We start from the raw sequence: 13,107 nt of genomic DNA on the forward strand, positions 1-13,107 counted from the left end.
ATTAAGATCTTATGAAAGCCCGTCATTCATGATGGGCTTTTTTTTTCTAACGGAGTATTCATGTTTAAGAAAGCAACTATAGCTGTATTAGGATTGGCAGCAAGTATAGCTACTGCCGGAAGTATGGGCCCAGTTTGTACCCCAGGTAATGTCACTGTTCCATGTGCGACAAATCTCTGGGACTTCGGTGCGCAAGCACTATATTTAAGATCGGTTTATGGTGCTGAGAAAGCATTTCAATTTGGTACAGCGCCTTTAAATAAAGAATTAAAAAATGACTGGAACTGGGGATATTTTTTAGAAGGTTCCTACCATTTCAATACGGGAAATGATATTACTATCAACTGGATGCACTTCAGTACATCTGCAGGACCAACTGAGCTTTTTGGATCGTTAACTATCCCTGCAGCAAATATTCCACTGATACCTGCTCCATTTGAATTCATTAACCGAAATAGAATCGATCAAGTTAATGTAGTGATGGGACAACATACTGATTTCAGTATAAGAAAAAAAATACGTTTCTATGCAGGTTTGCAATACGCAAACATTCAATCAACCGGGGATAACTATTATATAACAAGTATTGTTCCTTCACTTGCTAGCAATCCATTTAGCAAGTTTGACAATACTGACTATAAAGGGATTGGACCGGTAGCTGGAATTAATTATGCATACTACATTACAGACTCATTAAGCGTTACCGCAAATGGAGGGGGTTCCATTCTCTATGGGACAAATCGCTATCATGCCGGTTTTATCTTCACTCCGCTTCACGCTATTGTTGAGCAAGTATCTTTACGCAAAAATGCTATTGTTCCGAGCTTGGAAGCAAAACTTGGAGTAAATTATGCCCACGCTACTCCTATAGGTCTTGCTAATATCCAAGTAGGCTATCAAGTGGTCAATTATTTCCATGTATTGGAAGAGCAAGTACTTCCCAATTTATTTGGTCCTGTTCGCGCAGTGGATTACGGAGTTTATGGTCCATATTTTGGTCTGAAGTTAATCGGCAACGCGTAATCACCAAATCGCTCTATTCATTAAGCCCATACTTTGTGATGGGCTTTTTTTTATACAAATGAAGGTTACAAAATTTAAGCAAATTTGTAAAAAAGAGGCTAGCCACTCCGTGTTTCCCAAGCTATAATTTTCTGCCATTCCGATGTGGAAGTAAAAATAATGAACAGGAGTACCGCATGCAGTATAAAAAAATAATATTGGCCCTAGTCTGTTTGTCATCGCCACTCTATGCGGAACATGATCAACAGTTACAACGTCAAATCGCTCGCCTACAAAAACAAGCACAAGAATTACAAGCTCAACTAAATTCGTTACAAAAGGAAATGGTTTCACATAAAGTGAAGCATCCAAGCAAGTCGAGCAAAAAAGAAGTAAAGAAACAAGAGTCCAAAGCTCATGTTCAACATGGAAAAAAGCATGAACATGACCAAATCAAGCAAGATAACATGGTCAAATATCACTCATCAACGCTGTCGGTGCATACGCCTGAAGAACATCCTGAGTCAGTTGGATTTTATCCAACCGCTTTAGTGGCTGAGGGGCGTGTGGTGACTTACGTTGCGGGAACGCCGGTGGTCGCGTCTCCATATTTGGGAGATAGACCTGCGTTTGATGGGTCAGACTATATTGTTAATATCTCGAGTATCAATCGCGATATTCGTTTGATGCAACAACGCCGAAGATTATATAGAGCATATCGGAATATGGGCTACCCAATTCCTGACAGGCCAATCATTGCACTGAGCGGTAAAGCCGAACCAGTAGGTATGCTCAATAGCGATTATGTTGGTGGGACAAATGTTGACTTAACCCTAGGCTCAAGTGAGTTAGATGTTGCTGCTGCGCTAAACCAAAACGTTGAGGCCTACATAGCAATTGCATATGATTCAAGCCCCCCGGAGGTTGGCCCAAGAATTAATAATTCAGCATTTAACCTCAATATGGGCTTTGTTAATATCGGTAATTTGGACAAAACGCCATTCTATTTTACTGCAGGTCAGTTGTATGTGCCTTTTGGCCGTTATTCCAGCTCGATGATCAGTTCGCCATTAACTTTGGATATGGCTCGCACTAAAACAAGGCCTTTTATAATAGGCTATAAATCTCAAGAAGATACAGGACCATTTGTTTCAACATACATTTATCGAAGTGATACCATGCTGGGAAGAGCTGGAGTCGGAGGTGTGAACGGAGGTTATGTCTTTGGATTTGACAAAATGAGTGGTGAAATAGGCGCAAGTTATATCAGTTCAATTAATGATGCAGCTGGAATGCAAAATACTGCAGCAAACCCCGGAACGTTTGGCGGTTTCGGTTCTTTACTCAATGGAAATGAACTCGTGCGTAAAACGGAAGCTGTGGATGTACATGGTAATCTTGCTTACGATCGATTTAACTTTGCTGCTGAATGGGTTGGGACCATTGAGGCATTCAGAGCTCAGGATTTGAGTTTCAATGGTCATGGTGCAAAACCCCAAGCATTACAAACAGAAATTGATATGACATTTAGGATATTCAATAGACCTGCGTCTGTTGGTGTTGGCTATCAAAGGACCCGAGAAGCACTTGCACTCAATTTACCAGAACATCGATTTATTGGAGTATTTAACATTTCTATTTGGAAAGATACTGTAGAAAGTATTGAATACCGGCATGAAATAGATTATGGATCCAATGATTTTGCCAACGGTGCAGCGCCCAATGGCCTTGTAAATGCACCGACAATAGGAACTGGAGGTACTGCGGATACAGTTTCTGCACAAGTTGGTGTTTATTTCTAAAAACCGGTCGCTCAGAATCTGTAGGAGCCTGCTGAAGCGCATTGTCCCTTGATCACATCTCAGCCTACTCCCCGCGGTTTGCCCGCGAGGCGTAGGAGTCGTACTGCCAGTTGTTCATTCCAAATGAATAATAAATAACGCAAACTGTGCTATCTTTTATCATATAACGTATTTTCGTAAAGGAAAGGAGCATGTGTAAATCTTACAGCATGCCAAAGTCCCTATTTACCTCTCCAGGGTGGAACATCATTTTATCTCGGCTCAGTGTATTCCTTATTATTTTATTCATTTATGCCGCCAACTCTTATGCAGCAAATGTCGTCGAACTTAAAATCAAAGGAGCAATCGGACCTGCCACTGCAGATTACATTATTCGTAATATTGATAATGCACAAAATGCAGATTTAATCCTGATTACTCTTGATACGCCAGGCGGACTTGATGAATCTACACGCGAAATTATTCAAAAGTTTTTATCATCGAATGTTCCCATAGTGACTTATGTCAGTCCAAATGGCGCCCGTGCTGCAAGTGCGGGAACTTACTTACTCTACGCCAGTACCTTGGCAGCTATGGCACCTGGTACCCAATTAGGAGCTGCAAGTCCGGTTAATATTGCTATGACTGGTTTTGCTGATGAAACCCAAACAAATAAGCAAACAACTATGCAGAAAAAAATCACAAATGATGCGGTGGCAACTTTAAGGGCACTTGCACAATTGAGGGGACGTAATCCAGATTTTGCGCAAAAGGCAGTTTTGAACGCTGAGACATTAACTTCCACAGAAGCCCTAAAGCAGGGGGTTATTAACTACATTGCCCGTGATGAAAGCGATTTGCTTTCTCAGTTGAATGGCATATCAGTAATGCAAAACAACCAAAAAATAACACTCAACACCAGCAATGCGCATATAGAGCTAATCGAGCCTGATTGGCGTACCCGATTTTTATCAATAATTACTAATCCAACGGTTGCTTATCTCCTTCTTTTACTAGGGATATATGGTATTTTCTTTGAACTGGTCAACCCAGGCAATATATTACCAGGAGTAATTGGCGCCATATCAATGTGTATCGCGCTCTATGCATTGCAATTATTACCAATCAGTTATGCAGGTTTCTTCCTTATTCTATTGGGAATAGGGTTTATTATCGCGGAAGCATTTGTACCTGCATACGGTTCTTTAGGTATCGGAGGCACAATAGCGTTTATCATCGGCTCCATTATGTTAATTGATAGCGACAATCAGACATACCAAATAGCATGGTCGGCAATCGGAGCAATGGCCTTAGTGAATATTCTTTTCTTTGTGATCATACTTGGGATGGCAGTAAAAGCGAGACGACAAAGTGTGAAACATGGTTTAATTGTTTTGATAGGGGCCAAAGGCCGTACGCTTGGTGACATTAATCTTGAAGGGCAGGCATTTATTCGTGGTGAGATTTGGAGTGTGCACTCGAAAAAGTTTATTGCAGCAAGCAAGCCAATAAAAGTAATCGGAGCCTCAGGGCTCCTGTTAGAAATCGAAGAAGATTTAGGTAATCAAGGAGGATAAAATGGGACCTTTTTTCACAGTGATTATCATAGCAATCATATTGCTTTTGATAGCAGCAATTAAAGTGTTTAGAGAATATGAGCGCGGTGTAGTATTCATGTTAGGACGCTTCTGGAAAGTTAAAGGACCTGGATTGGTACTTATTATTCCAGTGATCCAACAAGTGGTACGAGTCGATTTACGAACTGTGGTTATGGATGTACCAAGTCAAGATATAATATCTAAAGATAACGTTTCAGTAAGGGTAAACGCGGTGTTATATTTTCGTGTAGTAGTACCAGAAAATGCAATTATTCAAGTAGAAAATTACTATGAAGCTACCAGTCAATTAGCACAAACAACACTCCGCTCTGTATTAGGACAACATGAGTTGGATGAAATGCTTTCTGAGCGTGAACAATTAAACGCCGACGTACAAAAGATATTAGATTCACAAACAGATAACTGGGGAATCAAGGTGGCTAATGTTGAAATTAAGCATGTGGATTTAGATGAAAGCATGATCCGTGCGATTGCAAGACAAGCTGAAGCAGAGCGCGAACGCCGCGCCAAAGTGATCCATGCCGAAGGGGAATTACAAGCCTCAGCAAAATTACTGCAAGCGTCACAAGTTCTGGCACAACAACCTCAGGCAATGCAATTACGTTATTTGCAAACATTAGCCGCTATAGCAAGCAATAATAACTCCACCATTGTTTTCCCAATGCCAATGGAGCTGGGTGAGATTTTATCCCATATGGCTGCAAAGAAAAAATAGCCTCAATGTAACCTGGGATCAGTGACGATCCTGGGTTTCAATTTTATAAAGGACGCATGGTATTTCGTGGATTTTTTATTTTTCATTTCTTAACCTTTTGAACAAGGTAATAAAAATAATATTTTCTACCCCAAAACTTATCTCTTCGAGTATTTTTCACAATGTAACGAAGCACGGGATTTTTAAACCTGATTTTCCACCATGGAAGAAATATTAATCCTAAAACAGCAGCAACCTCTTGCAGTTTGTAAAAGTCATCCCCAGCGAGATACAGGGCTTGTTGATAGAAAGCTTCTTCATTTACTATTAACCGTTGATAAAGAGAAGCTTGAACCCACTTAGTAATATTTACCTTTTGAATAATTTTTAATTTATCACCCTTCTTAATAAATTGTTCTAATTTGTTTGATTGATCTTTATTTTTAAAATAATGATCGGCATAACAAAAAAATCCACCTAAAGATAGGACACGTTCAACCTCAGAAAAAAAGTCCTCAATTATGGGATAAAGATGAGAACTTTCAAGGTTGATAACAATATCAAAGCATTCATTGCTTAAGGGTAAATTTTCTGCATCAGATTGAATGTAATTCACTTTGTCTTGTTTGTAGAAATGACGATTGGAATTTATCACTAATCGATTAACCAAATCGATACCTAAGGCATAGTCAGTTTTTAGTAGTTGCGAACTTGCTTTAAGCCCAAGACCATTGCCACTACCTATCTCAAGCAATCGCTTATTAAAAAATTGAATTTTTATTAATGGTCTTATCAATGAATAAAGCAGTAATTGCGAATAAATATCCTGCACCTCAGAGACTGCAGAAAAATCAAAATTTAATTGTTTATATTCCTCATAGATTTGTTTATTCCATAATCCTGCATTCAAAAATATTTTATTATGATGCCATTGGCTTAAAGTATTATAACTATCTTGAATCAGTTTTTTAATTAATTTGATTTCTGAATGGTCTAGATGGCAACGTTTCATTACAAAATCAATTTGTTTGGCAGCATGACTGTAACTTTTGGGTTCTTCATCCATTTGGCGAACAAGCACTTATGCAATTTATATAATTAAGTATAAACAATTTTATTAAAGAGCGTGTTAAATATTTAACGCACAGAAATTATGGATCATTTAGAGTAATATCAATACAATCTTTCGTTTGCCTGACTTTTATGGTAGAACACTCATTTTGAAGACTTCATGAGGTTTTTATTGTGTCGATTAAATCAGATAGATGGATAGAAAAAATGGCGCTTGAACATGGAATGATATCTCCATTTCAACCCGGACAAGTGCGTGAAAATGACAATGGAAGGATTATTTCATACGGTGTATCCAGCTATGGGTATGATGTTCGGTGTGCTAATGAGTTTAAAATTTTCACTAATATTAATTCTGCTATTGTGGATCCTAAAGCTTTTGATGAAAACAGCTTTGTTGATGTGCAATCTGATGTGTGCATTATTCCTCCCAATTCTTTTGCATTAGCAAGAACAGTAGAATATTTTCGTATTCCACGGAATATCCTGACTATTTGTCTTGGCAAATCGACTTATGCGCGTTGTGGCATTATTGTTAATGTGACCCCTTTGGAACCCGAGTGGGAAGGTCATGTAACTTTGGAGTTTTCGAATACGACTACATTGCCCGCCAAAATTTATGCGCATGAAGGTGTTGCACAAATGCTATTTTTAGAAGCTACGGAAGTTTGTGCCGTTTCATATCGAGATCGCAATGGAAAATATCAGGGACAAACAGGCGTTACTTTACCTCGTACTTGATTGGATAATAAAAAATAAACCTAGCCCTGGGTGAGTGCAGCGAACCCAGGGCTGATAATAAAAACCAGCTTACGCCAAGAATAAAAAATAAACTTATCTTATTCTTCATCAGGTAATTTATATTTATCACGTGATGCATCGACACGTTCGCGTAATTCTTTTCCTGGTTTAAAATGCGGGCTGTATTTAGCCTTTGTCACAACTTTTTCGCCAGTTTTGGGATTATGCGCGTTGCGGGGAGGTCTATAATGAAGAGAAAAGCTGCCAAATCCCCGAATTTCTATCCTTTGATTTTTAATGAGTGCCTCACTCATTAATTCCAATATTCTATTTATGCCATCAGCCACTTGCTTTTCAGTAAGATGCGTCATTCGAGCAGCGATGTGTTCAATGAGTTCCGATTTGATCATACCCACCTCGTGTTGTCGCGTGTTTCAAAGTCTGCTACCAATACAGATTAGGCGCTGACAATTGTCCTTGTTTTATAAGTATAGACTGGGAAAAAAATTATTCAATCTTTTCAAGACAGTTAGTCAAAAGTTGTTTTTTCGCGTGTGGATGTAAGCGAACACGACACCCCAACTCATCTCAACTTTAGTGCGGGTTGTCACAGTAAAATGAGTACTGGATAATGCTTTGCTGGTTGTAATTACTGTATTGAGATGTGGTAAATGATTCAGCTTAGCACATAGCTTTTCCCATGTTGGGCCAAAAAAGGCAGTGGAATTGATAAAAACAAGCGTTGCGTCATCAAAATTCACCTTGAGGAAATCTCCTAAAATGAACTGAATTTTTTTTGCTTGTTCCGCGTAATTTTTCATCGCGGCCAATTGCTCAAGTCGTTTGCATGCATCGAGGTAGAGTTCGGGAAATAATTCAATGCCAATACTTTTGGCTATAGGGAACACCATGCTGCAGGCTAATACCGCTTTCCCTGTTCCTGAACCCAAGTCATAAAAAACGGTGTTTTCATTGGGATTCGTTAGAGATAAAAGTGCAATAAATGATAAAAAATCAATTTCTCCATAAGCATATTCCATTGCATCATGTTTGTGACGTGCATTTTGCGATAACATAAAGCCATTAGCTCCGCTGTAAATTTGGCGGAAAACTTGAGAGTGCTCTTGCAAATTTAATGATTTTTGCCACCGGGTCACGTTGATTTGTTTTCTTTTGTATTTTAAATGAAGAAATACAGTTAAGAGCACAAGGAATAAACAAATAAGATAATAGGTTAAGTGGCTCAAAGGGAAGTCCTCAATTTATGTAAAACCAGACACTAACTTTTGAAGTTGCTTTTAAACCATCATGTTACCTTCTTGGCATATTCAGAAGCTACTGATTTAACCCATTAAGAGCTGTTGGAAGTAACTTTTTAATGCGAACTCAATCATTTTATTGATAATGCTCCATAAACATTTCCCTAAGTTGAAAGTTCGCTATAAACTTCCGGTAATCATTAAGTATAAAAAGTATAAGCATTGTTTTATTAGAGCGTAATCGAGTAAAATTATTTCATGTAGTATAGAATTATAATGTTAAGTACTATTTTATTACTATAATTTGTTTGAAAAATGAGGTTAACTGTAAATTTATATCTCATAATGTTGCAAGTTAATATTTCCTTAATTTTGATTCATTAGAATGAAGTTATATTGAGGTTGGGAGAGCATCATGGCGGGTTTTTTTAGTAATAGAGCTTATGTACAGCATGAACCTAGACCACGTGCAGAATATAGTTTTATCAATGTCGGAAATGAACAATTTCATGCTGTTGCTGTGGCTTTGATTGATTCTTTGCAAAGTAGCCATCAACGAGGCAATGATGCAACTTTGAAAAAAATTTTGGAACGCTTTTATCAACACTTTCCCAAATATATAAGCAACCAACCGTATTTAACACTTCCTGAGCGTATGGGAATACTACTCAATAGTTCTCGTAAGTCAGAGTTAGTGGAGTGTATGGCTTATGTATTACGCCAGCTGGCGGTGGATGAGTTATATACCCATCCTTTAAAGTATATTGAGGTATTTGATGGGTTGAGTGTGGAAACACCCAAAAGTTATTTACGCGATCCTGATGTCAAGCTACCGCCAAGTGCTTTAAACGCCTTGGCTCAGACGCTAGGAATTACTGTTACTCTATCTTTTAAAGAACTTGGCAAGGAGCTGAGAAAAAGAGAAGTATATGATGGAGAAGAATAATGGCTAATAAACTTAATTTAATGATTCAGATTCAAGGTGACGAATATTTTCCTGCGGTAACTGAAAAAAATAAAACAAGTTTTGCTTATGTTGGTCAATTAGCCATTGCTGCACCTAAGCCTGTCGTAGATTCAAGTGAACAAGAACAAACCCTAAAGGGTATTATCAATATGATTGCGGAACATAAGAAACATCGTGCGCAATCTCATGACCAATGGTGTAAGACCATGCTTAAAATGGTCGATGCTGGTGAGTTAACTCGCGAGCAACTTACGGCGCTCTACATTAAATTTTTACCTGTTCAATTGAAGAATGCCATAACTGTATCTGACTTAACCCAAACACGACAAAAATCTGCTATTGTGGGAGAACCACAAGACCAAGAAAAATACACGATTGATCTTTTGGCAGACTCTATAGCGGCTTGGATTGTCACCGGGCAAGTTGAACCTGATGATTTGTTCGATCAGTTAGAAAATCAATCGACTTTGGCGTTGAGATAAAACGTGTAGCCTTCCAATGAAGCAGAATTAATCTGGGTGATGCAATTCTGCTCCGAATCGTTCGCTTACATAAACCCGTGTTTTTTCATCCATTCATCATTAGCAAATTTAGACATGTAATTGCGGATTGAGTCCGGTAAAATAACCAGACATTTTTGGTCCTTACCCAAGGATTTTGCGGCCTGCAGCGCAGCCCACATGGCAGCTCCTGAAGAGCCTCCTACTAACAAGCCTTCTTCACGAATCAAATCTCTTGCCGCTCGAAATGAATCCAGATCATTCGTTTTAATGTACTGATCAATTAAACTATTATCTAAAACTTCTGGAAAGAAATCATAGCCTATTCCCTCTACTGCATACGGCTTAATTTCGGTTCCACCACCAAGAATCGAGCCCTCAGGGTCAACGCCAATAATTTTAATTTGCGGATTATGTTCCTTAAGCCGTTTGGCAATCCCTGTAATTGTTCCTCCAGTTCCTACTCCGGCAACAACCATATGCAAGTCTTTGCCAAAGTCATCAATAATTTCTTGAGCAGTGCCGCGATAATGGGCATTTGGGTTATTGGGGTTGGCATATTGATCAAGAATATAGGAATTAGGAATTTCCGCATTCAGCCTTTTAGCCAAAGAAATGTGGCTTTCCGGATCATTATACGCTGCTTCTGTTGGGGTACGATAAATCTTTGCTCCCAATCGCTCAAGCACAGATTGTTTTTCTTGGCTCATTTTTTCGGGCATGGTAATGATTACTTTGTAGCCTAATACAGCACCTGCCAGCGCAATACCTATTCCTGTATTTCCAGAGGTAGGCTCAATCAATGTATAGCCAGGCCTGATATGACCCTCGCGTTCTGCATTTACCACCATTTCATACCCAATGCGATCTTTAACAGAGCCGCCTGGATTAAAAAACTCACATTTTGCATACAGCTCACAATCAAGATCATGACCGAGGCGATTAATTTTTACTACAGGAGTTTGTCCTATGGTGGCAAGGATATTGGGATAAATCATAATAAGTCCTTTATTTGACAAGAGTTGATTCGATTATATGGGTTTTTGGTAGAAAAAAAAATTCTTGTTGAATTTAGGTGGTGATTTTAAATTTTTTAATTTATATTTATCTTTCAAATTAACGAAGCAGGGAGCTAGATATGATAAAATTAAAGTCACTTAAGTTAGGTTTTGGTATTGCTTTATCTTTAGGATTGTGTGCATGCATGGACATGCAACGTTCAGAACAAACGAACACCCAGGGTTATGGGAAGATGAACACAGAGGCCCAACAGCAAACAGTAAATAAACCTAAAGCGCAAAAGAGTTATGCTTCAAAAGATCCTACTCAAAGATCAACTCCAGGTCCTAAACGCAATGCTGCGCCACAAATTCCTGTAATACAATAAGTATCTAAGTTGGCTTTTCTGTTTGCAAAGGCTGGAAGCGAAGGTATTGAGGCTGCAGAAGTTTATTAGTGCTTAGAGGTAGGGGTTGGGCAGTGCTCAACCCCTATATGTTAAAATTACCAGGGTGTAAAATTTTTTGTTTCATCTTCCTTGGCTTTGCGCGCTTCTTCCATTTCTATTTTTATGTGCATTGAATCCAGCCCGTCTTTAATCATTTCATCTTTCACAAATTGTCTGGAAGCACGATCCCCAAAAAAACTCATTTTTTTCTTACCTGTTTTTTCGATATTTTGATGGGATGTCCTTGCGTTTTTATGATCCATTGGCTCAGATTTTTGTGCCAAATGAATAATTCTTTTTTGCTTCATACTTGAACCCTATTTTTCTATAAACTTGTTAAAGAAGTTCGTCCTTGCATTACTTTATTAAAAGCAAAAATCCATTTTTGCTCCCGAATGAGTTAAATTGATTCAATTTGGTAAACTCTCCTTATAGAGAGAGCATACTTTCAAATTAACAGGCCAACTATGCAATAGAACAGCATAATTTTTCAAGAGATTTGCATCACTCTGGTCCAATCATCTTTTCTGGTCTTACCAATTCAGCAAAGCGTTCCGCTGTTAAAATACCAAGCTTGACTGCTGCCTCTTGTAAGGAAGAATTGTCTTGGTGAGCCGTTTTAGCAATTTTAGCTGCTTTGTCATAACCTATATGTTGATTAAGGGCGGTGACGAGCATTAAGGAGTGATGCAGGTAGTAGTCAATAACCTTATGATTGGCTTCGATTCCTTCTGCACAAAACTCTTGGAATGAACGGCAGGTGTCAGTTAATAAATTAAGCGAATGAAGTACGTTAAAGATGATGACGGGTTTAAATACATTCAGCTCAAAATTACCTTGACTGTCGGCTATTCCCACAGTTGCATCATTCCCCAGAACCTGAGCACAAACCATAGTCATGGCTTCACATTGGGTTGGATTGACTTTTCCAGGCATAATAGACGATCCGGGTTCATTTTCTGGAATGATTAATTCACCAATGCCGCAACGGGGGCCAGAAGCTAGCCATCGGATGTCATTCGCAATTTTCATTAAAGCACATGCCAGTGCTTTCATGGCACTGTGGGCATTAACTAAAGCCTCATGGGAGGCCAGGGCAGCAAATTTATTATTTGCAGTAACAAACGGCAATTGAGTTATATGAGCAATGTGCTCTGCTACTTTGGTTGCAAATTGGGGATGGGTATTTAACCCGGTTCCTACTGCAGTTCCTCCTGCTGCCAATTCGTATAATTCGGGTAATGCGTCCTCAAGTCGACGGATACAGGCATCAAGCTGGGCGACATAGCCAGAAAATTCCTGACCTAAGGTAAGTGGCACTGCATCTTGTAAATGAGTTCGACCTATTTTAACTATATCTTTGAATGCCGTCATTTTAACAGCCAAGGCAGCGCGCAAGTTTTTTACTGCCGGGATTAGTTTATTCTTGAAGGCGATAGCTGCTGCAATATGCATAGCGGTTGGAAATGTATCATTCGAAGACTGAGACATATTCACATGATCATTAGGGTGAACCGGCGATTTACTACCCATTGCTCCACCTGCTATCTCAATAGCACGATTTGAAATGACTTCATTGGCATTCATATTGGATTGAGTGCCGCTTCCGGTTTGCCATACATGTAAAGGAAAATGAGCGTCCAACATGCCTTTGCTGACCTCATCAGCGGCTTGGATAATTAAATCAGCCTTATCCTTCGGTAATTTACCTAAGTCCAGGTTGGTTAAGGCTGCAGCTTTTTTTAAGATACCAAAAGCGTGGGTGACTTCTCGTGGCATAATGTCTTTGCCTATATTAAAGTGATGTAGCGACCGCTCAGTCTGTGCACCCCAATACCTATCGGCAGGAACAGCAATTTCACCCATGCTGTCAGATTCAATACGTGTTTTGCTCATTATTTTTAATTTCCTTACAGGGTTTAGTGAAATAAAAAATTCTACCACATAGGGTAAAAATAAGTAATTTTTGTTATAGTATTGGGCAGTACAAAGAAGTAGTTGAATGCAGTTTCGCTGCCCTCAGTGA

Annotated in this window: 14 protein-coding genes; 8 read left to right on the plus strand and 6 right to left on the minus strand. The window is 38.9% G+C overall.

What is annotated here, in order from left to right:
• The first annotated feature begins 60 nt into the window (after positions 1 to 60).
• From FOLKNPGA_RS00220 to FOLKNPGA_RS00235, 4 genes are all read left to right on the plus strand, one after another.
• Positions 61 to 1,023, plus strand: a complete 963-nt coding sequence (locus FOLKNPGA_RS00220) for an Lpg1974 family pore-forming outer membrane protein (protein WP_182351205.1) — start codon at positions 61 to 63, stop codon at positions 1,021 to 1,023.
• Between the two features lie 176 nt (positions 1,024 to 1,199).
• Positions 1,200 to 2,804, plus strand: coding sequence for an LbtU family siderophore porin (locus tag FOLKNPGA_RS00225; RefSeq protein ID WP_182351206.1), 1,605 nt, complete (start codon positions 1,200 to 1,202; stop codon positions 2,802 to 2,804).
• Positions 2,805 to 2,995: 191 nt separating this feature from the next.
• Entirely contained in the window at positions 2,996 to 4,360 is a 1,365-nt protein-coding gene (locus tag FOLKNPGA_RS00230) for a nodulation protein NfeD (protein ID WP_255466019.1), read from the plus strand.
• Position 4,361: 1 nt separating this feature from the next.
• Positions 4,362 to 5,117, plus strand: coding sequence for a slipin family protein (locus FOLKNPGA_RS00235; RefSeq protein WP_182351207.1), 756 nt, complete (start codon positions 4,362 to 4,364; stop codon positions 5,115 to 5,117).
• An 82-nt stretch (positions 5,118 to 5,199) separates the two neighbouring features.
• Here FOLKNPGA_RS00235 and FOLKNPGA_RS00240 read toward each other — a convergent pair whose 3' ends face one another.
• Positions 5,200 to 6,162 (minus strand): class I SAM-dependent methyltransferase, encoded by a 963-nt coding sequence (locus tag FOLKNPGA_RS00240; RefSeq protein ID WP_182351208.1) that lies wholly within the window; start codon positions 6,160 to 6,162, stop codon positions 5,200 to 5,202.
• Between the two features lie 179 nt (positions 6,163 to 6,341).
• Here FOLKNPGA_RS00240 and dcd point away from each other — a divergent pair, with 179 nt between their 5' ends.
• Entirely contained in the window at positions 6,342 to 6,908 is a 567-nt protein-coding gene (dcd, locus tag FOLKNPGA_RS00245) for a dCTP deaminase (RefSeq protein ID WP_182351209.1), read from the plus strand.
• A gap of 98 nt (positions 6,909 to 7,006) precedes the next feature.
• Here the strand turns inward: dcd and FOLKNPGA_RS00250 are convergent, their stop codons facing one another.
• Positions 7,007 to 7,318 (minus strand): integration host factor subunit beta, encoded by a 312-nt coding sequence (locus FOLKNPGA_RS00250; protein ID WP_058459016.1) that lies wholly within the window; start codon positions 7,316 to 7,318, stop codon positions 7,007 to 7,009.
• A gap of 123 nt (positions 7,319 to 7,441) precedes the next feature.
• A complete protein-coding gene (locus FOLKNPGA_RS00255; protein WP_182352707.1) occupies positions 7,442 to 8,170 on the minus strand; it encodes a hypothetical protein in 729 nt (242 codons plus the stop codon).
• Positions 8,171 to 8,582: 412 nt separating this feature from the next.
• Between FOLKNPGA_RS00255 and FOLKNPGA_RS00260 the strand changes: the two genes are divergently transcribed.
• A complete protein-coding gene (locus tag FOLKNPGA_RS00260; protein WP_182351210.1) occupies positions 8,583 to 9,113 on the plus strand; it encodes a transposase in 531 nt (176 codons plus the stop codon).
• Positions 9,113 to 9,616, plus strand: a complete 504-nt coding sequence (locus FOLKNPGA_RS00265; RefSeq protein ID WP_182351211.1) for a hypothetical protein — start codon at positions 9,113 to 9,115, stop codon at positions 9,614 to 9,616. The genes FOLKNPGA_RS00260 and FOLKNPGA_RS00265 overlap by 1 nt, the downstream gene beginning before the upstream one ends.
• A 65-nt stretch (positions 9,617 to 9,681) precedes the next feature.
• Here the strand turns inward: FOLKNPGA_RS00265 and FOLKNPGA_RS00270 are convergent, their stop codons facing one another.
• Positions 9,682 to 10,632: a pyridoxal-phosphate dependent enzyme gene (locus FOLKNPGA_RS00270; RefSeq protein WP_182351212.1), complete on the minus strand. Its 951-nt coding sequence runs from the start codon at positions 10,630 to 10,632 to the stop codon at positions 9,682 to 9,684.
• Positions 10,633 to 10,772: 140 nt separating this feature from the next.
• Between FOLKNPGA_RS00270 and FOLKNPGA_RS00275 the strand changes: the two genes are divergently transcribed.
• On the plus strand, positions 10,773 to 11,021 hold the full coding sequence (locus FOLKNPGA_RS00275) for a hypothetical protein (protein WP_182351213.1): 249 nt from the start codon (positions 10,773 to 10,775) through the stop codon (positions 11,019 to 11,021).
• Between the two features lie 116 nt (positions 11,022 to 11,137).
• Here the strand turns inward: FOLKNPGA_RS00275 and FOLKNPGA_RS00280 are convergent, their stop codons facing one another.
• Positions 11,138 to 11,389, minus strand: a complete 252-nt coding sequence (locus FOLKNPGA_RS00280) for a hypothetical protein (protein ID WP_182351214.1) — start codon at positions 11,387 to 11,389, stop codon at positions 11,138 to 11,140.
• 196 nt (positions 11,390 to 11,585) lie between these two features.
• A complete protein-coding gene (gene fumC, locus FOLKNPGA_RS00285) occupies positions 11,586 to 12,977 on the minus strand; it encodes a class II fumarate hydratase (RefSeq protein ID WP_182351215.1) in 1,392 nt (463 codons plus the stop codon).
• Between the last annotated feature and the right edge of the window lie 130 nt (positions 12,978 to 13,107).

The organism is Legionella sp. PC1000 (assembly GCF_014109805.1).
Classification (GTDB): Bacteria; Pseudomonadota; Gammaproteobacteria; order Legionellales; family Legionellaceae; genus Legionella; species Legionella resiliens.